The sequence below is a fragment of the Hydrogenophaga sp. IBVHS2 genome, assembly GCF_002127215.1.
GTDB lineage: Bacteria > Pseudomonadota > Gammaproteobacteria > Burkholderiales > Burkholderiaceae_C > Hydrogenophaga.
The window spans coordinates 1-20007 of sequence record NZ_NFUT01000003.1; the positions used below are offsets into that span (position 1 = coordinate 1).

The 20007-nt window shown below is 61.6% G+C and carries 14 protein-coding genes and 1 pseudogene; 4 read left to right on the forward strand and 11 right to left on the reverse strand.

From position 1 onward, the window contains the following. Positions 1 to 111: 111 nt before the first annotated feature. The gene (locus tag CAP38_RS15220; RefSeq protein ID WP_143435800.1) at positions 112 to 2262 is read right to left on the reverse strand and encodes a hypothetical protein; all 2151 of its coding nucleotides are present in this window, start codon (positions 2260 to 2262) and stop codon (positions 112 to 114) included. Between the two features lie 488 nt (positions 2263 to 2750). On the opposite strand from CAP38_RS15220, the gene CAP38_RS09235 reads away from it, so the two are divergent. Continuing rightward, on the forward strand, positions 2751 to 4490 hold the full coding sequence (locus CAP38_RS09235; protein WP_086121126.1) for an AAA family ATPase: 1740 nt from the start codon (positions 2751 to 2753) through the stop codon (positions 4488 to 4490). 93 nt (positions 4491 to 4583) lie between these two features. Here the strand turns inward: CAP38_RS09235 and CAP38_RS15225 are convergent, their stop codons facing one another. The 8 genes and pseudogenes from CAP38_RS15225 to CAP38_RS09275 all read right to left on the reverse strand — a co-directional run bounded on the left by CAP38_RS15225 (position 4584) and on the right by CAP38_RS09275 (position 15490). Next, a complete protein-coding gene (locus tag CAP38_RS15225; protein ID WP_143435801.1) occupies positions 4584 to 5126 on the reverse strand; it encodes a hypothetical protein in 543 nt (180 codons plus the stop codon). Further along, complete coding sequence (locus CAP38_RS09245; protein WP_179188515.1) at positions 5123 to 6928, reverse strand: site-specific integrase; 1806 nt, start codon at positions 6926 to 6928, stop codon at positions 5123 to 5125. The genes CAP38_RS15225 and CAP38_RS09245 overlap by 4 nt, the downstream gene beginning before the upstream one ends. 581 nt (positions 6929 to 7509) lie before the next feature. Further along, positions 7510 to 9528: a site-specific integrase gene (locus CAP38_RS15230; RefSeq protein ID WP_143435803.1), complete on the reverse strand. Its 2019-nt coding sequence runs from the start codon at positions 9526 to 9528 to the stop codon at positions 7510 to 7512. Beyond that, positions 9506 to 10876: a site-specific integrase gene (locus CAP38_RS09255; RefSeq protein WP_179188516.1), complete on the reverse strand. Its 1371-nt coding sequence runs from the start codon at positions 10874 to 10876 to the stop codon at positions 9506 to 9508. The genes CAP38_RS15230 and CAP38_RS09255 overlap by 23 nt, the downstream gene beginning before the upstream one ends. Positions 10877 to 10950: 74 nt before the next feature. Beyond that, positions 10951 to 11700, reverse strand: a pseudogene (locus CAP38_RS09260) (AAA family ATPase); the annotation flags it as partial. Positions 11701 to 11704: 4 nt separating this feature from the next. Further along, a complete protein-coding gene (lolA, locus tag CAP38_RS09265) occupies positions 11705 to 12340 on the reverse strand; it encodes an outer membrane lipoprotein chaperone LolA (RefSeq protein WP_086121130.1) in 636 nt (211 codons plus the stop codon). A gap of 40 nt (positions 12341 to 12380) precedes the next feature. Continuing rightward, positions 12381 to 14735, reverse strand: coding sequence for a DNA translocase FtsK (locus CAP38_RS09270; protein ID WP_086121131.1), 2355 nt, complete (start codon positions 14733 to 14735; stop codon positions 12381 to 12383). Positions 14736 to 14815: 80 nt separating this feature from the next. Further along, a complete protein-coding gene (locus CAP38_RS09275) occupies positions 14816 to 15490 on the reverse strand; it encodes a Crp/Fnr family transcriptional regulator (protein WP_086121132.1) in 675 nt (224 codons plus the stop codon). Positions 15491 to 15645: 155 nt separating this feature from the next. On the opposite strand from CAP38_RS09275, the gene trxB reads away from it, so the two are divergent. The 3 genes from trxB to rpmG all read left to right on the forward strand — a co-directional run bounded on the left by trxB (position 15646) and on the right by rpmG (position 17239). After that, the gene (gene trxB / locus CAP38_RS09280) at positions 15646 to 16593 is read left to right on the forward strand and encodes a thioredoxin-disulfide reductase (protein ID WP_086121133.1); all 948 of its coding nucleotides are present in this window, start codon (positions 15646 to 15648) and stop codon (positions 16591 to 16593) included. Between the two features lie 222 nt (positions 16594 to 16815). Then, complete coding sequence (gene rpmB / locus CAP38_RS09285; RefSeq protein ID WP_066268082.1) at positions 16816 to 17049, forward strand: 50S ribosomal protein L28; 234 nt, start codon at positions 16816 to 16818, stop codon at positions 17047 to 17049. A 19-nt stretch (positions 17050 to 17068) separates the two neighbouring features. Then, entirely contained in the window at positions 17069 to 17239 is a 171-nt protein-coding gene (rpmG, locus tag CAP38_RS09290; RefSeq protein WP_086121134.1) for a 50S ribosomal protein L33, read from the forward strand. An 88-nt stretch (positions 17240 to 17327) separates the two neighbouring features. On the opposite strand, the gene CAP38_RS09295 is transcribed toward rpmG, so the two are convergent. Both CAP38_RS09295 and CAP38_RS09300 read right to left on the reverse strand, forming a co-directional pair. Continuing rightward, positions 17328 to 18554: a fatty acid desaturase gene (locus CAP38_RS09295; protein ID WP_086121135.1), complete on the reverse strand. Its 1227-nt coding sequence runs from the start codon at positions 18552 to 18554 to the stop codon at positions 17328 to 17330. A gap of 158 nt (positions 18555 to 18712) precedes the next feature. Further along, on the reverse strand, positions 18713 to 19981 hold the full coding sequence (locus CAP38_RS09300) for an RsmB/NOP family class I SAM-dependent RNA methyltransferase (protein WP_086121136.1): 1269 nt from the start codon (positions 19979 to 19981) through the stop codon (positions 18713 to 18715). Positions 19982 to 20007: the final 26 nt, after the last annotated feature.

Below are 20007 nucleotides of genomic sequence, written 5' to 3' on the forward strand. Positions count from 1 at the left end.
TACAACCACCACCGACCCCATGAAGCTCTCGGCCGAATCCCTCCGGTCGAGTACCGTGTCAAACTGTTCCCCAACCTCTACTTCTGACTGGCTCAGGAAATCGAGGGGACTTCACGGCGAACCATATGTCGTATCGCCATAAGCAGCGATGTCTTGAACCAGCAGGTTCTCTTCGCCGTTAAAAGTGCAATCGATAAATTTTAGCGCCGGCCTTTTATTGGATTTCGTATTCTTCACACTGAAGTCACTAAGTTCGCAGCCCTCAAAGGTAATCGGGCCATCGCAGTTGACAAGTTCGACACTACTGAGTGTGCAATTCTCGAAAGAGGCCTCCCTGAGGGACACTCCCTGAAGGCTGACTTTGGACACGGTCGAATTGACGACTCGAATTCCATCGAGAAAGAAATCTTCTCCGCTTAGTTCACCACCGATTTCAAAACCAGCGAACTCAACATCGGTCACTTCGGCCAAGGGCAGAGGCACGTGCACCGGCCCTGACATTGCTTCATCGCCAACCGCCGCCCGCAGGAACCACAAGTTGGCGCTGGCGGATTCATAACCAGCCGCGACTGCGTCGTCGAGCGCCCGACGCCAGCGGTTGTCTAACGCGCTATCTGCGAGCACAGACGGTAACAGGGTCTCAAAGGTGAATTTCGCACGCTCCGCCGAAGCGGCCAATTGAAGAGTCTCATCGCGACTGAGGTCGGCCATCTCTGCGCTGGTCGTAAAGATCTGTGCGAGTAGAGTACAGCGTATCCAGTCACTCAAGAACTGCGGTCGGTAGGCTCCAGCTGCCTCTGTGGCGTATAGCAAGGCGTGTTTTGCATTCTGACGCGTGATGGCGACATACACCTCAGGCGCGTTGACTGGATCTACATCGAACGCCTTAGGCACGAGTTCGTTAGGCGTCGGCGACTGTGATGTAACCGGTGCTGAAGCGAGCACTGCCAAGCCCTGCAATGCCTCCATCTGGTTTTTGACCGAGTATGCCTCCGCTGCAATAGGGTCAATCTTCGATGCTTCCCGAATGCAGGCGAAGACTGCAGCGCTGAGGCAAACGTCTCGGACCTGGGGAATGTGGGCTTTATTCTCTTGGTGCAATGGCGCTCGATTACCAGATCGACGGCCAATCGCGATCGCTGCCAAACCCTGCACAAAGAACAGCGATGACTCCTTTGCCACCTCCGGGAAGACCTCTAAGATCCACGATACGATCGCGCCCTTCTCCCGAATGACCAAATCATCGGCAGGCCTGTTACCGATTAATTCCTCGTATTCCGGTGGTAACTCAATGCTCCCCGCAGCCCTGCTGTGATCGACAACACCGTCAAACACTGCAGCGACATAGACCTTAAATTGATCACTATTCACGTCGGGCAGATCGACGCTCAGAATTGTCCAGTTGCGGTTAGCTAGATGCCGGGCCTCTGTACGACGACCCGAGAGGATGACTGTCGATCGTGACGATCCCAGGAGCTGCGTGATCAGGTCGAGTAGATCACTGACAAGGTTCTTGTCATATCGACCTGAGACCTCGTCAATGCCATCCAGAAAGATCGTGACCAAGCCAGACTTGACAGCCCGTACCAAAAGGTCCGCTCCTTGACCGACGATGCCAATGAGCTGCGAGACGCTTTCCCAAGCGATGCCTTCGGACAGTGGCAGTTTCCTGAGCGGAATGAAGACCGGCAACCTTCCTCGTTTGTCGTTGCGCAGGTCTTCTGCCGTAGAGGCAAGCAAGACACTCTTGCCCTTTCCTGCCTCAGCTTCGATGAAGGTCAAACCAGCGTTGGTGCGAACGCGACGCGCAAGCTCAGCCGCGGCATCGAGTTCCATTTCGCCAAGTTGATTGACCAGTGTCATCCGCACCGGCTCGATCCCAAGATCTCTAATGGGTGCCAGCGTTTCGTTTATCAAAATCTGCTGGGAAGCATCGAAGGTTGAGGGAAGATCGAGAAGGCTACGCAGCGCCATACGCACGGTTTCCGCAGTGCGGCCGAGTCCCAAGGTAATCGACTCGTCGCCGTTCGGTGCCCAATGTGTAAGCACATAGTGGACTGACCTGAGTCCCGCCCTCACAGGCTTCTGGATGATCTCATTCGCCTCTTTCAGTTGATCCGGCGTCGGGATGGCCGGGTCATCAATAAATACCCAAAGCTCACCGCTGAGCTCGAACGCCCGTGCATCTTCAGCGAACGGCTCAAGGTGCGTACCCATCGTAGTTGCGATTGCTGTAGCGACATCGAAATGCTCTTGGTCCATTCGTTACCTGTGGTGTGCTGCTTGCTGGATAGAGGTCGCTGACTGGCTGCGCTCCCCGGCTAGGGTCGCGCGTGCCGAGGTGCGTGGAGATTATTTGCACCTTCAGCCTCTACTTGAAAGGGTAGCAGGTTGAGCTAGCCTTCAAGACGTGCGCCTACTGCCGTGAAAGTTGCCACAACGGTGGTCGTACCTGTGACCAGAACCGCAGGTCAAGTCGCTCTCGCGTGACACGATAGAAGCTCTTTCCGACAAACGGAGTTGATCGATTTTTTCAACAAAAACAACGATCTATCGCGCCGATCTGTGTAGTGAATATCCCTCGCACGTCGGTTTCAGATGAGTGCCCGCCAGAGCGCTTGACGGGCTGCGTAAGCTGATGAATTCTTACGGTTCGGCGGGTCGTTCCTGACCCTTTCGTTGCTCTCCGACAGCTGCCTCCGGCCACCGCGCCGGCAGCTTGAACCGCAACTTTGTTTGTGGAGAGCAGCATGGATACCGATGACAGTCAGATTGCCTGGCGCTACACCGATGAGCGCCTGGCTGAACTTGTTGAGGCAGCGCGCGATGAAGGCGCCAGCCACCCGTTGTTCACACTTTGGCCGGTCGGCGACCCGATCCTGGCCAACAATATCCCGCTGTTCGCGATGCTGCATGACCCGGAGGTCACCCACCGCGACCGCCTCACAGCACTGCGGCTCATCTACAACCGAGTGGCACGGCTCCCTGTCGAGTTTGGATCGCCCAGCCTGCTGGCCCTGGACCTACAGCTTCTGCTCGCTGATCGGCTCAATTCGATCGAGCTGCTGCACCTTCTGACTCATCTCACGTACCGGCTCCTGGGATACGAGCCACGAGTGAGCTGCCCCGATGGCGAGCGGCGCAAAGCGTTCGGTTTGTATAAGGACGGAGAGTTGGTCCCTGCAGGAACCACGATGCAGTTCGTGAGTACCTTGATCGCATCGGCCTACAGTCACATCTCAGGGATAAGCAAGACCAACCTTCGAGCGCTGAGCTTGCGCAAGCGACATCAGGCAGCTGAGCTTCTGCTGACCCACTACCTACATAGCCCTGGCGAGGGGAATGCGCTATGGGGATGCATGGAGCGTTGGTCGGAGCTCAAGCAGTTTGGTGACCCGCTCATGGATCGACTCAAGGAAGGGGAAGCAGATCTTCCTCCTGACGATTCCGGACAACAGTTGCCATGCACCTTGGATGTCGAAGCGATCCGCCTTGTAGGCCATCGGCTCAAAACCCAGGACTTTGCCAAGTCAGTCAAAGTCTCCCAGGGGGCTGACCGTGCGCAATCGCAACTGCGCCCATCGGAGGCCGCTCCAAGAGAACACCGCATGGCGGTGATCCCGGGATCCATCCCGCCGGCCAGCGATCCGAACGACCAGATGCAGATTCAGCGGTTCAAGGTGCTGCAGACCGCACAGCGCGTCGTACAACTGCCCACCCCTGACCAGCTGTACCGCATCCAGGTGACCTTGACCGAGGAGTTCCCTTGGGCCGCAAGCGCCATCGAGACCATCCTCGGTGAGCTGCGCGTGAAACGCCAGCTCGGCGCGCTTGACTGCAAGGTCAGGCCAACCTTGATCGCTGGGCAACCAGGTGTCGGCAAAACCCGGTTCGCTCGTCGCTTGGCTGGAGAGCTGAACCTGATGTTTCGAGCCATCAGCATTGGGGGCATGGACGACAGCCGAGCTCTCTTGGGAACCAGCCGAGGCTGGTCATCTGGGCAGCCTTCCTCGTTGCTGGAGCTCCTTCTCAATGCTCAAGGTCCGTCCGCCATGGTGCTGCTGGACGAGGTAGACAAGGCCAGCGACCGATCCGTCAACAGCGCTCCCGTGGCCAGCGCCCTGCTGGGTCTGCTGGAGGCGGAGTCGGCTCGCCGTTGGTTTGACACCTTCCTGCAGACCGAGTGCGACCTGTCGATGGTCAGCTTCATCCTTACGGCGAACTCGTTGTCACGGCTGCCTACGCCGCTTCTCTCCAGGTGCCAGATTGTGATGTTCGAGGAGCCGAGTCCCGAGCACATCGCCGCAGCGGTGCCGCATGCACTTGAGGACTTGGCAGATGAGTGGGGTCTGCCACGTGGTGTTTTCGTGGGCTTCGAACAGAAAGCTCACAACATTCCAGTCCGCAGCATTCGCGAACTTAAAACAATGCTCGCCCATGTGCTCCGATCGGAGATCCTACTCGAGGGCAATCGTCTCGCTAGACATTAAGCGACGACTCTGCAGTGGCATCTGAAAGCGAGCGTCTTGAGCACTGTGCACATCCATCGTCGATCTTTGCACGCCTTGTTGTGCCGTGGCGACTCAACCATTCTTAGGTCGTAGCGGAATAACCTTCTTGCCCGCGGCCTCGCCTGCTAGCACCTCAAGCCTCGCCTTCTGCTGTTCAAGATCCTTGATGCTGTTCCGCGCCTCACTGAGCTGGTACTGCACTTCCTGCAGTTCCAGTTCGGTGTCGCGGTGAGATTGCAACAGGCCCTCGTAGAGCTTCTTCCAATCCTCAATGCGAGCTACAAGCGTCTTTCTCACCCTAACGCTGCCGACCACCTTCTCTCGCTTGAGTTCATCGAGCCAGGTACGCACCTCCTCACCAAGGTCGCGTAGTTTGTCCGTATAAAACGAAGTCGGGTGGACACCTGCCCGCCGTGCAACTTCGGCCGCCGACAGCGCTCCGTTTCGGTGAGGGTAAACGCCATCGTTTGTCGCGATCTCCTGCGCAATGACAGCCATCGTTGCCTTGACCTTTGAACGCACTTCCTCGGTCCGCTGCTCCCCTCGCTTTTGTGCCGCCTGCTTGGCAACGCCCTCACGACTAAACCCAACCTCGAGAGGCTTCTTGGTTTTCATACCGTTACCCCCTGGACCTCAGCCCCCACCTCACCCGTCGCAACAATTGACCGGACGATCGGATCCTGCAACCACTTGTCGCGCAAGTCTTCAAAACGGTTAAGGTGCAAGCGGACCTGGGCTGCCCACAGTGCTTGCACCAGTTCGTCTTTTCGGCCTGCTGCTTCATGAAAGGCAGCAACAGCATCTGCTATCGAACCATCGACATCTTTGCGCAAGAAGGGTTCCTCGAGCCGGTGATTGCAGTGGCTTTGGCACCGCGCTGGGTCAGGTTCGCCCTTGCTCTTGTTGCAAGGGCCGGCCTCCGTTCCTGGGAACTTCGTACAGATTACGCCCGGTCTTGCCAGGTGCCAAGCTTTGCCCTGCAAAGTCAGGATTTCGGCTAGCTCCATAGCGCTGTCGGCTCCCCACTCCTCGCCGCGCCTATGCAGGCGGTCGCGGTGGACATCAATGGCCTTGCTGACGGATCCAGCTGCCGGCCCACCGAACCCTCCATCAGGAAGTTCCTGCGCAACCTCCGCAGCCACCATTGCCTCGACAGTATCTTTGGCCTTCATCACGCGCAGCTCGCGCGTAACTCGCTCGACATCGACCTGCAAGTCCTTGTCCGTGAGGATGTAGTAAAGCGTCATCTCAATGTTCTTGTGCCCGAACACATCCTGCAAGACCTTCGGCGCCTGGGTCAACGCCAGCGCTGCAAGACGCGCTATGGACTTCCGAAATCGATGAACACGAAGCGACTGCCCACGCGGATTCGGACTCATGCCAATAGCCTTGGCATAGGTACGCAGAGCGGCCTGCGTATGCAACATGGGCTTAGTCCGGTCCGCTTTCCCGCCGCCGATTTCGGCCCACAGGTGGACAGGGACAGCTTCCGGGTTGGTGACGCCACGTCGTGGCGCAGTCGGACCGATGGCATCCAACAACGTGACCAACCGGACTTGCTGCTCGACTGCCTGCATAGCCAGGTCCGGCAGCACCCAGTCGCGGATCGTCCCCTCATGGCGGTCGATGAGCTTCCAAGTCCGCCCAGCCATATACGGAATGTCATTGGGCGAACGTTGAACGCAATCTCGCTTTAACGTCACCAGCTCGGACTTCCTGGCACCCATAGAAAGTCCAACGACGAAGAAGTGAGCCATCTGCACCAACTTCAGCAGGTGGACTACATCGACGAACATCCGTGGTTGCCAGCCTGCCGTATTCTCATTGATCCCTGTAGCGGTGCATCTCTCAGACCGTATCTTCGTACGCGAGTTTTTGCCCGAACGGCTAGACCGGATGTTGAACGGTGGGGCAGAGATGTGCGCCCCTTCGCTATCGAGCCAGATGTGCTCAACCAGTAGTTTGCGAACCGCCTCGTCGCGCAGCTGAGCAATACGGGCGGGGCTCACGCTGAAGTCCTCGGTATCCAGCCAAATAGACCGGATTCTGCTCACGACAGCCAGCAACGACGGCGCCAAGTCTCGGATCAGCCACAGGCTATGGCGCCCCATCTCGGCAACATAGTCGTCCGGTAACGGCAAGTGCGGAGCAGTCTTCTTTTGCGACGCCAGCGTTTCTACCGGCCCCGCTACGCTGGTAACGCTGGATGAGTCGCTGCCAAGTGACGGAGCGTCACTCCAGCACCCACGATCAGCAAGAACCTGCATGCGCTTGAGTTCAGCCTGTAATCGTGTTCGTTCACCAGCATTGAACCTGTCGAGGTCCTCCAGGGCGACGTATCTAAAAAACGTGTCTGCGTCAGGAATGCCATCGTCGGGCACCAACACGCTCAATCTCTTCGACAGTCCGATGGCCATCAGCTGAGGGAGCTGGTGATACCCAGTCCTACTGAGCGTAGAGGGGTCAAGGGGCCTGCCCTTAGCCTTCTTTCCAATGCCGGCAGGTCCTATCCTGCAGATGACAAGATAGCGTGCCAGCGACAGAACGCTGGCAGTAACAAGTCGTTGGATGGGCGACTCAAACCCGTCGAGTACGGCTGCCCCGCCCGTCTGCGTCCTATACCGAGCCGCGGTAACGGCCTCTTCGTCGCTATGCACCAGCGCCTGCTGGCTCTCTGGCAGGAAGCTGAGCACACGGGCACGCAGATCGATGTCGAGCAAAGATGGCTGAGCCAACGGAATCCACTTTCTCGACGTCTGCCATCGTCCAAAAGTTGAACCATGCTGAAGCAGGGTCTGCACCGCCATCAACGGCTGTACGTGGAGAGATTGGATGGCTTCGGCAGGAGCCACTAGTAGAGCAAGACCCCGCGTGGCCTCGACTTGCGACGATGCCTCCACATCACTAGCACAACCATCTGGTGCTTCTTGCCCTGTTGCGGAGGCATCCTCCACGCCGGGTCTGGGCGCCCTTGTGCGAATACCTGCATTCTTCTTCCTCATGCTGGTGACTCCCGAATCACTTCAAGGTGAATGACTCGATGCTGCCCACTTGCAATGCGTTGCTGCCACTCGCTTACCAACAAAGAGGCCGCAGCTGCGTCGAAGCCCAGCAAGGCGATTTCAGTGTTGTGGAGTTCTTCTTGGAACGACGTGTCGCTGAACGCCATGGTCGGCATATTGCTCTGCAGGTGCAGCAGCTCAGCCTTGCGCATCGCCAAACCTGACAGACTCTCCGGCAAGACGACTGCGTTCTCCAGACACAGAGTGCATCGCTGCGTTGAGCAAAGAGTCTTGCCATCCGCCCTGAATCCAGGCGCCACAGAACGCGGCGGCGTAGTAGGGCTCTTGCAGCCGACGCCTATACGGCTACGCTTGAGGTTGCGGTAGTCTTCAAGTCGACTGCGCTCATCAACGCTGACTTGTCCATCACGGCACCACTTAGCTACGACGGTGGCATCGAGCCGACCGTGGAGCTTGATCTCGCTCCAAAGGCTATTGTTGAAGATTCGGAAGATTCGGCCACTTTCGTCGTTCAGCAGCGTGTTCTGGAGATAGCGTTGGGTACTAGACAGTCGCTTGTGACCAAGCACTCGCATGACATAGAGGACCATGCCACCGCTCTGCTGATATGCGAATGCTGCAAACGCATCCCTGAAGTCGGTTGCATTTATCTTTGGAATCTGATCGTTCGGCGACCGCTTCGCGTTGAGCTCGGAGATCATCTGCTCTAAGTACCCCCGGTTACCAAGCCTCTGGTAGGTGCTCCCTGTAAGCCAGGTAATGCCCTTTTCAGGGGTAATGAACAACCACGGGCTACGCAGCCCCTGCTCAAGGTCGATGACTACCCTGCGTCGTGCATCAAGCAACTTCTGGGACGCTCCCGCTGCCTGAAGCTTGTCGAGCTCCTTCAGCTGTCCCAGGTAGGCCTTCCTCAGCTGTGCTCGAAGTGGTTCTGTTCGCTGCATCAGAGTTCGGAGGATTACGCCCGCTGAACGCTGGCATTTGAACAACCCCTCGGTGATCTGGTAGGACTTCGAGCGCTGCTTGTATCCCGTCAGCAGATAACGGCTCTCATCCCTCGGATGCGCCTGGAGAATGGGCTGATCTACGTTGAGCGACAGAAAAGTGGCGGGATTCCAACCCGTGGTAACCAGACACAGATGAAACGCCGCACGGATATCTGACGCATCCGGGAAGGCTTGTTGGAGCATGGTGTCAAGCCTGTAACCCTGCTTGTAGAAGTGGGATGCACTTCGACCCATGTAGAGCTCATCAGAATCGGGCCAGGCCTTCCCCGATGTTTTGGAAGCGTCCAACAGGCGCAAATGGTTCGCTAGTTGCAAAGACTCTGTAACTGATTGAGGAATCGAGCCAGCGATGAGCTGGTCCGCACGTTCCCAACGGTCAAGACATGCGTACCAGCTGTGTTTGAGCGCATCACGGATAGGCTTTATCTTCGCAAAAGGAGGAAGGTGTCTGCGGACCTCCGGCTCGTCCGGGCCTATCCAGTGGAGGGGGGGCAGACCCAAAGCCCGTCGGGTCACATCAACCGCACGGGCAAACGGGCCAAAAGATGCCCGATTCATACCGGATTCAAAAGCAACTTGACGGTGTAGGTCTGTGAGGTCGGCCACCGTCTTCACTACGGACAAGGTGTTGCCAGCATCTGCCGAGCGCTTCTCCATCAAGTCGAAAAGTCGCCACCAGTTCCGCAAGGACGACATCACTTGTCTGACGGTTCCATCCGACGCCGTGACGGTCAATTCTCGCAATGCGGGAGCGAGTTGTCCTATCAACTCAGGGCGCCCGCTGAAGGGGCCGCCCCGACTGCCGTTCGGAAGGTGCATTTGGCCGTCTCTGAATGGCGTGAGGTCGAACAGACAAGGCTTCACTGGGTGTTTTGTCCAGATGCGCAGCGGGTCGTTCAGCGTAGGGATCGGCTCGACCGCCACCAACGCGGTGACGGGCTCTGCGACTTTCTTGAAATGAGCTTTATGAACGTTGCGGATGCTCATCGCTCACCCCCCCGTTGTCTTCTGCCGCCTCAAAAGCCGCGTCATATTCAATGGAAAGTGGGGTACCAAGCCTGTCCGACACCCACTGTAGGTAGATGAGACTGGTGGTCTCACTCTTGTGACCGAGTTGAGGCTGGATGCGCATGCGGATGACCGTCATGCCTACGGATTCGAGCAACTGTGTAGCGACTGCCGGTCCAAGCTCCTTCAACCGCTCGTGCCGTTCGATTTCTTGCAGCAGTGTGGAGCAAGCCCACCAGTCACGTCCAAGGTGCGGAGACCAGCCATCGAAAGGAAGATCTGCCTTCTTCCAAGCACGATAGATGTTGTCGGCTGTGATGCGCTTGCCCGTTCTAGGGTGCAAGAACAAATGAACGGCCCCGGAAATACGCTCCTTTCGCTCTCTTGCATCAGCCGCTGCACTGACCCACTTTCTCAATGCGGGGTTACGCTGGCGCAGACGGTATGCATGCAGCTTGTCTGCCAAATTTCTTGGCACCAGGATGGTCCGTTCAGGACCAATCTTGTCGCCGTGGTCCTCGCCGTAATCGGGGCCCTTGGCTCCGTACCTGATGTCGACAAGCACCTGCTGCTCGCTTTTGGGCGCATCGACGTTGGGGATGCGCCACCGGCGTGGGTCATCAGGCAGAGTGTCGATGCGCAGCGCTGACGCTTCTTCGATACGAAGACCAGTAAGCAGGATGGTCTCGCAGATGAGGCCCATGAGCTCTCCGTGTCTGGCATTCACACTGGAGAGCCAAGTGATCAGTTCTAGCCTGGTTGGCATTCGCAATCGACGCTTGTTTTGACGCACCTTGCCAACGCGGCGCGTCACCTCTTTCGCTCGGTGACCAATTGGGCTGGTGGCGCTTCCAACCCTGACCTTCACCTTCTCCGTTGGAACATCGAAAGGCTCCCGCTCGCCCTTGTCTGACATCCAAGTGAGGAAGTCACAAGCCTGCTGAACACGTGGGTTGACCGTGGCTGGCTTTAAGCCGCGACCATCGGCTGACCAGAGACCCTTGATCATCTCGTTCTGATAGCGCCCCTGGACATGCTCCGCGTACTCACATGTCTTCAGGTCAATGCCATACACCTCTGCCCACTCGAGAAAATTTGCGAGCCAATGGGCGTAGTTTTTAATGGTCTTCTTGGCGGGCCGCGTAGCACGCGGTCCTTTACCTCGCGTTTCTGGGTTCCAGATCCCGAGTCCCCTGTCGATGAGGTAACGGCTGCCTAAACGGTGATAACCGGGACGGTTGTCAAGGATGAACGGAAGGTGGGCGACCTTGCCAAAACCAAGCTTGGTAGTGATGTTCGGATCGCTGTAACAGACCTTGCAGCTCATCAGCGTTCTTTGCTATCCGTATATCTTTGTAGGTCACCTATGCTGAGGGTACATGAAAAGGTCCTCTATTACTACAAGACGTTCCGTGTAACGTAGAACTGCTCGCCGCCCTTGTCGTAACGCCGCATGCGCTCGCCCAGCACCTTGAGCAGCCAGGCGTCGGTCACCTCGACGAGCTGCTCGCGGCCGGCGGCCACGGCCAGCGTTTCCAGCGTGTTGAGCAGCCGGCGTGCATCGCCGTCGGCGTAGGCGATCAGCCGGTCCACAGCGGCGGCCTCGGCCGCCGGCACCGCTCCGATGGCCTGGGCGCGCTGCACGATCTGGCGCAGATCGTCCTCCGACAGGGGTTGCAGCACGTACACCGCCGCCCGCGACAACAGGGCCGAATTCACCTCAAACGACGGGTTCTCGGTGGTGGCGCCGATGAAGGTGAACAGCCCCGACTCCACATGCGGCAGAAAGGCGTCCTGCTGGCTCTTGTTGAAGCGGTGCACCTCGTCCACGAACACGATGGTGCGGCGCTGCTCCAGCCCGTCGCGCGCGAGCTGCGCCTGCTCGACCGCCTCGCGGATGTCCTTCACGCCACCCAGCACCGCGCTGATGGTGATGAACTGGGCATCGAAGGCATCGGCCATCAGCCGGGCAATGGTGGTCTTGCCCACCCCGGGCGGACCCCACAGGATGCAGCTGTGCGGCTGGCCGGATTCGAACGCCAGCCGCAGCGCCATGCCTTCACCCAGCAGGTGCTGCTGACCGATCACCTCGCCCAGGCTGCGGGGCCGCAGGCGCTCGGCCAGCGGGACATGGGGCTGGGCAGGCTTCATGGCCTCAGGGACGGATGACGTCGGCCCCCGGCGGCGGCACGAAACGGAAGTCGGCCGCATTCAGGCCCGGTCCGGATTGCCAGTCGGTGAAGGTGATGACCGATCGCTGGCCCAGGCCGTCCTCGATGTCGAGCACCGCCAGCTGCCTGCCGCGCAGGCCCACGCGCACCTGGCGCAGCTGGCCATCGGTGGCCTTGGGACGGGCTTCGACCCATTGCAGGCCGTCGGCATCGGGGGCGGCCTTCAGATCGAAGGCCGAGGTCAGCGACTGCAGGTTCCCGCCGGCCGCCACCAGCGCGGCCGGGGTGCTGCCCAGCACCGCCTTCTGGCTGCGGGCGGTCACCTGGTTCAGATCGACGTCGTGCAGCCACAGCGTCTGACCATCGGCCACGATGGTCTGGGGAAACGGCCGGGCGTACTCGAAGCGGAATCGGTCGGGCCGCAGGAATTCGAAGCGGCCGCTGGAGGTCTTGGTGCGGGGCCGGGTCTCGCCACTGCGCGGCGGCGAAGTCACCACCTGGGTGAAGCCGGCCCGGCCGCTGGAGACCTCCCTGAGGAAGGCGTCCAGCGTCTGCAGGCTGTCGGCATGGGCGGTGGCGGCCAGAAGCGTTGCCAGGATGAAGGTCAGGAATGGTTTCATGGGGCGTCAGACCCGCGCCGTGCGCTTTGGTTGCAGGGGCTCACTCGCTGCGCGAGGGCACCAGGATGTCGCGCTGGCCGCTGCTGGTCAGGGCACTGACCAGGCCCGCGTTCTCCATGTCTTCCAGCAGGCGGGCGGCGCGGTTGTAGCCGATCTTGAGCTTGCGCTGCACGTACGAGATGCTGGCCTTGCGGTCCTTGAGCACGATCTCCACCGCCTGGTCGTAGAGGGCGTCCTTCTCGCCGGATGCTCCACCACCGCCCTCGCCGAAGACATCGCCGCCCTCGCCGTCGGCCGCACCGCCATCGAGCACGCCGTCGATGTAATCCGGCTCGCCGCCCTGCTCCTTGAGGTAGGCCACCACGCGGTGCACCTCGTCGTCGCTGACGAAGGCGCCGTGCACCCGCACCGGAAAGCCGGTGCCTGAGGGCATGTAGAGCATGTCGCCCATGCCGAGCAGGCTCTCGGCCCCCATCTGGTCGAGGATGGTGCGGCTGTCGATCTTGCTGCTGACCTGGAAGGAAATGCGTGTGGGGATGTTGGCCTTGATCAGGCCGGTGATCACGTCCACGCTGGGCCGCTGCGTGGCCAGGATGAGGTGGATGCCGGCCGCACGGGCCTTCTGGGCCAGGCGGGCGATCAGCTCCTCGATCTTCTTGCCCACCACCATCATCAGGTCGGCCAGTTCGTCGATGACCACCACGATGTAGGGCAGCCGCTCCAGCGGTTCGGGCTGTTCGGGTGTCAGGCTGAACGGATTGCCGATGATCTCGCCGCGCGCCCGGGCCTCGTCGATCTTGGTGTTGAAGCCGGCCAGGTTGCGCACGCCCATCTTGCTCATGAGCTTGTAGCGCTTTTCCATTTCGGCCACGCACCAGTTCAGGCCGTTGGCCGCGTGCTTCATGTCGGTCACCACCGGTGCGAGCAGGTGCGGAATGCCCTCGTAGACGCTCATCTCCAGCATCTTGGGGTCGATCAGCAGCAGGCGCACGTCCTTGGGGTCGGCCTTGTAGAGCAGCGACAGGATCATGGCGTTGATGCCCACCGACTTGCCCGAACCGGTGGTGCCGGCCACCAGGCAGTGCGGCATCTTCGCCAGATCGGCCACCACCGGCTGACCGCCGATGTCCTTGCCCAGACCCATGGTCAGCAGGCTTCTGGCGTCGTTGTAGACCGACGAACCCAGGATCTCGGAGAGGCGGATGGTCTGGCGCTTGGCGTTGGGCAGTTCCAGCGCCATCAGGTTCTTGCCGGGAATGGTCTCGATCACGCGGATCGACACCAGAGACAGCGAACGGGCCAGATCGCGGCCCAGGTTGACGATCTGCGAGCCCTTCACGCCGGTGGCCGGCTCGATCTCGTAGCGGGTGATCACCGGGCCGGGCGCGGCCGCCACCACCCGCACCTCCACACCGAAGTCCTTGAGCTTCTTCTCGATCAGGCGGCTGGTCATCTCCAGCGTCTGTGGATCGACGCTGGCCTGCTGGCCGGGGGCGGCATCCAACAGGTCCACCTGCGGCAGCTTGCTGTCGGGCAGCTCGGTGAAGAGCGGCTTCTGCCGTTCCTTGGCCACCCGGTCGCTCTGCGGCACCTCCACCGGCATCGGCTCGATGACCACCGGTACCGGGTGGTGCTCCTCGATCTCGACCCGTTCGACCTTGACCACCTCTTCGCGCTCGCGGGCGGCCTTCTCGCCGATGCGCTGGTCTTCCACCGCCTCGCGCTTCTCGCGCCGGGCCTGGAACCAGCCTTCCAGCGTGGCGCCGAGCTGTTCGGCCCAATGTCCCCAGGAGAACCGGAACACCACCGGCAGACAGACCACCATGAGCGCCAGCAAGGCCAGCGCCGACCCCGTGAACCCCAGCCAGCGCAGCGCCGGCTGGCCCAGCGCCATGCCGATCACGCCGCCCGCATGGTCCGGCAGCGAAGCCTCCCAGCGGTGCAGGCGGCTCCACTCCAGCACGGCGCAGGCGCACAGCAGCACCACCAGTGCCACCCAGTACCCCAGGCGGCGGGCAGCGGGCCGCTGCCACCAGCGGGCGGGCTCGGCCTCCCTGGGCGCGGGCTCGTCACGGCTGCTGCGCAGCCAGCCGGCCAGCGACGACAGCCAGGCCCTCACGCCGGCAGCAAAGAGCACCCAGACCGAAAAGCCGAGCAGGTAATAACTGGCGTCGGCCAGCAGCGCGCCGGCCCGGCCCGCCCAGTTGCTCACCTCGTCATGCTGTCCGGTGGTGCTCCACGCAGGGTCGGCCAGCGAATGGCTCAAGAGCGCGATCAGCCAGAACAGCAGTCCCGCGGCACCCAGCACCAGACCGATCTCCTGGGTGAACCGGGCCAGGCCCGACGGCGCGCGGTTCGCGCGGTCGGCATTGAGGGTGTTGAGGGAATACGTCATTCGCAAATCGGAAAGCGGGCGGCGAGCTTACCCCAGGCCACGGGAGGACCACCGGCCATGAAGCCGGCGTCCCGCCCGCATCATCCCAGCGCCGTCAGCCGCTCCTTGACGATGGTGGCCCCGGTGTCCGTGACCTCGATGAAGCCCCGGTCCTCCAGGTCCTTCATGACGCGGCTGACCATCTCGCGCGACGCGCCGATCATCTTGGCCACGTCCTGGCGCGACACCCGGTCCTTGATGACCAGCTGGCCATCCTTGTCCGGCTGGGCGAATTCGAGCAGCGCACGGGCCACCCGGCCATATACATCCATGAGGGCCAGCGATTCGATCTTGCGATCGGCATGGCGCAGGCGCTGCACCAGCCCCTTCATCACCGCATAGGCCATGGACGAGTTCTCGGGCAGGCAGCGGGCGAACTCGGCACGCCCCAGGATGAGCGCGTCGGTCTGCACCTCGCAGCGCACCGTGGCGGAATGGGGCTGGTTGTCGATCAGGCTCATCTCGCCGACATAGTCGCCCGGGTTCATGGTGGCCAGGATCACCTCCCGGCCCCGGCTGTCGGTGGTGACCACCCGGGCCCGCCCGGTCAGCACAATGGCCAGGCAGTTCGACTTCTTGCCCTGCTCCACGATGCATTCGCCCCGCTTGAAGCGGCGCTTGACCACCGCGTCGGCAATCGCTTCGGCCTGTGCAGGCGTCAGCGACGAAAACAGGGGCACGCGGCGGATGAGGTCGAGATTGGACAGGATGGACATGCGTGTATTCCGGATGACGACCCGAGGCCCGGGCCAGCTTCCCTACAATTCCGCAGGGTCGGCGCGGCTCACCCCCTGGATGGCGCCGCATCAGTTCTTGAATCCGAAGCAACTCTAAACCAAATGCCCCGCGATCCCCTCGGGGCTTGCTCCCTATGAAACACGCCAAAGTCCTGATCCTGGGTTCCGGCCCTGCCGGCTACACCGCTGCGGTGTACGCCGCCCGCGCCAACCTCAATCCGGTGCTCATCACCGGCATTGCCCAGGGCGGCCAGCTCATGACCACCACCGACGTGGACAACTGGCCGGCCGACGCCCAGGGCGTGCAGGGCCCGGATCTGATGCAGCGTTTCCAGGCCCACGCAGAGCGCTTCAAGACCGAGATGGTGTTCGACCACATCAACGCGGTCGATTTCTCCCGCCGTCCCTTCGTGCTCAAGGGCGACAGCGGCGAATACAGCTGCGATGCGCTGATCATTGCCACCGGCGCTTCCGCCAAGTACCTGGGCCTGCCGTCCGAGGCCGCCTTCATGGGCAAGGGCGTGTCCGGCTGTGCCACCTGCGACGGCTTTTTCTACCGCAACGAGGTCTGCAGCGTGGTCGGAGGCGGCAACACGGCGGTCGAGGAAGCCCTGTACCTCTCCAACATCGCCAGCAAGGTGTACCTGGTGCACCGGCGCGACACCTTCAAGGCCGAGGCCATCATGGTCGACAAGCTGATGGAGAAGGTGAAGGCCGGCAAGATCGAGCTCAAGCTGCACAGCACGCTCGACGAGGTGCTGGGCGACCAGACCGGCGTGACCGGCATGCGCCTGCGCAACGTGCAGACCGGCGCCACCGAAGAGGTCGCGGTCAAGGGCTGCTTCATCGCCATCGGCCACCAGCCCAACACCGACATCTTCCAGGGCCAGCTGGAGATGAAGGACGGCTACATCGTCACCCGCTCGGGCCTGCAGGGCATGGCGACCATGACCAGCGTGCCGGGCGTGTTTGCCGCCGGCGACGTTCAGGACCATGTCTACCGCCAGGCCATCACCAGCGCCGGCACCGGCTGCATGGCGGCGCTGGACGCCCAGCGCTACCTGGAACAGCAGGCGGGCTGAGCCGGTTCGCCCGGGTCGGGCGGGTTTGGCTATAATCGCAGGCTTTGCTGAAGTTTCCGGCCCGCCGGGAACTCGCGATCGAGGGCAGCCGATCGGGGTCTTTCAGACCCCAGGCTGATCTTCATGGGTTACCGCCACCCATCCATGGCGAGGTGAGGCCGGCGCCGCACAGGAGCACCACGCAACCTGTGTGCCGGCTGTTTGATCGATCGGAGTGTCCTCATGGCACGCGTCTGCGAAGTCACGGGCAAGAAGCCCATGGTGGGAAACAACGTTTCCCACGCCAACAACAAAACCAAGCGCCGGTTCCTCCCGAACCTGCAATACCGCCGTTTCTGGGTCGAGAGCGAGAACCGCTGGGTTCGTCTGCGGGTGTCGGGCGCTGCCCTGCGCCTGATCGACAAGAACGGTATCGATGCCGTGCTCGCAGATCTGCGCGCGCGCGGCCAGGCCTGATCGCTGAAGGAGAACCGACATGGCAGCCAAAGGCGGACGCGAAAAGATCAAGCTGGAATCCACTGCGGGTACCGGCCACTTCTACACCACCGACAAGAACAAGAAGACCACGCCCGAGAAGATGCTGATCAAGAAATTTGATCCGGTCGCTCGCAAGCACGTCGACTACAAGGAAGTCAAGCTGAAGTGATTCGGCAGACCCCAACAAAAAACCCGCTGTGATCCAGCGGGTTTTTTGTTGCCTGCCCGGGCCGCAGCCCGGGTGACGGATCACCACATCAGGCGTGGGCCGAGCGCAGCCGGATGGAGAAATCGCGCAAGGCCGCGATGCCGCTTTCTTCAGCCCGGCGGCACCAGGCCTGCAGATCGGCGGCCAGCTGCTCACGGGTGGAGGTGGTGCTGGACCACAGGGCACGAAGCTCCTCGCGCATGGTCACCATCTTGTCGAGCACCGGGTGCTCGGCACGCACTTGCGCCAGTTGCGGCTTGATCTCGGCCGGCACCTTGTCGTCATCGCGGTGCAGCCAGCGGCGGGCCGCCTGGATCAGCGAGGTGTCGCTGCTGCGGGACTGGAGCGACTCCAGCTCGCGCTGGCAGGCAGCACGCATCTCGCGGGCGTAGCCGGCCATGACTTCGTAGCGGTTGGCGATGATGGCTTCGAGCGTCTTCTCGTCGGCCACCGGCTTCACGTCGCCGAAGGCCATGCGCGGAGCCACCTTCTTGACCGAGGCCAGGCCCATCGATTTGAGGATGCTGATGTACATCCAGCCGATGTCGAACTCGTAGGGCTTGACCGACAGCTTGGCCGAGGTCGGGTAGGTGTGGTGGTTGTTGTGCAGTTCCTCGCCGCCGATGATGATGCCCCAGGGCGAGATGTTGGTACTGGCGTCGGCCGCCTCGAAGTTGCGGTAACCCCACCAGTGGCCGATGCCGTTGATGATGCCGGCGGCCGTGATCGGGATCCAGGCCATCTGCAGGGCCCAGACGCTCAGACCCAGGGCACCGAACAGCGAGACGTTGATGATGAGCATCAGGCTCACGCCCAGGCGCGAACGGCCGGTGTAGATGTGGCGCTCGACCCAGTCATTGGGGGTGTTGTGGCCGTAGCGGTCCAGGGTTTCCTGGTTCTTGGCCTCGGCACGGTACAGCTCGGCGCCTTCGAAGAACACCTTCTTGATGCCGAACACCACCGGGCTGTGCGGGTCGCCTTCGTGCTCGCACTTGGCGTGGTGCTTGCGGTGGATGGCGGTCCATTCCTTGGTGACCATGCCGGTGGTCAGCCAGAGCCAGAAGCGGAAGAAGTGGGACGGGATGGGGTGCAGGTCCAGCGAACGGTGCGCCGAATGGCGGTGCAGGTAGATGGTGACGCTGGCGATGGTGATGTGGGTGAACACCAATGCCGCGATCAGCACCTGCCACCAGCTGAAGCCGGTGATGCCGTTGCTGAGGAAGTTCACCAGGCCGTCGTGGAGGGCGGTGAACAGGCCGGAGTCGGAAGCAATCATTGAAGTCCTAAGAGACTGTCCTGAAAAAGGCAGAGGCCGAAGGCGCCGGACAGAGGCGCCTGCATGGGATGTGATTTTAGGTCCGGGGGTTCAAATCACCAATCGAAAAGAGGCGGGAACCCGCCTCCTTATCGCGATGTGGGATCGAAAGCCGCATTTCAAGGTTTTTTCTGCCAGACGGCGGCAAAAAAGCCGTCCGTTGCATGCCGATGGGGCCACAAACGCAGCCATTGCGCACTTTCCCCAGCACAAAGGACTTCCGGCGTGGGCACCTGGGCACTGGCCAGACATTCCACCGCCGGCAGCACCGAGAAGTCGGCATGGGCCTGACCGAAGGCCTCGGCCACCGCCTCGTTCTCCTCCACCAGCAGGCTGCAGGTGGCATAGACCAGCCGGCCACCGGGTTTGAGCAGGCGGGCCGCACTGGTCAGGATGGCCAGTTGCAGCCGGGCCTGTTCGGCCACGGTCTCGGGGGTCTGCCGCCATTTCAGGTCGGGACTGCGGCGCAAGGTGCCCAGGCCCGAACAAGGCGCATCGACCAGCACCCGGTCGATCTTGCCGGCCAGCCGCTTGACCCGGTCGTCCCGCTCGTGGGCGATGGCCACCGGATGGACATTGGACAGGCCGCTGCGGGCCAGCCGGGGCTTGAGGGCATCCAGCCGGTGGGCGGAGGTGTCGAAGGCATAGAGCCGACCGCTGTTGCGCATGGCCGCACCGAGCGCCAGCGTCTTGCCGCCGGCACCGGCGCAGAAATCCACCACCATCTCGCCCCGCTTGGGCGCCAGCAGGAGCGACAGCAGCTGCGAGCCCTCGTCCTGCACCTCGACCTCGCCCTGGGTGAAGGCGTCCCAGCGGGCCAGCGAGGGCTTGCCCTGCAGGCGGATGCCCATGGGCGACCAGGGGGTGGGCTGGCCTTGCAGCCCGGCCTTGTCCAGCGAGGCCAGCACGGCTTCCCGCTTGGCCTTGAGGCTGTTGACCCGCAAGTCCAGCGGTGCGGGCTGCAGCAGGCTGGCGGCCAGGGCCTCGAATGCTTCGCCCAGCTGGGCCTGCAGGGCGGTGGCCAGCCATTCCGGCAGGTTGTGCCGGTGCTGGGGCAGGAAATCGGCGTCGGTGACGCGGCTGCACTGGTCGAGCCAGACCTTCTCCGGTTCGGACAGGGCACTTTTGAGAAAGTCCCGGTCGCCGGGAAACCCCAGGATGGCGAGCCGGCGCCACTTCGAGCCGCTGCCCGAGCGCGCCATCCATTCGAACCGGAGGCGTTCGCGCAGGGCGGCGTACACGGTGTCGGACAGGGTGGCGCGCTCGCGCGAGCCCAGCGAGCGGTTCTCGCGGAAGAAGCGGGCCAGAACGGCGTCGGCCGGGTGATCGAAACGGAACACCTGCTCCATGAGGGCAGTGCATTCGTCGAGGAGGGCTTTGGGGTGCATCCCCGTATTGTCGCCATCCGGGCGCA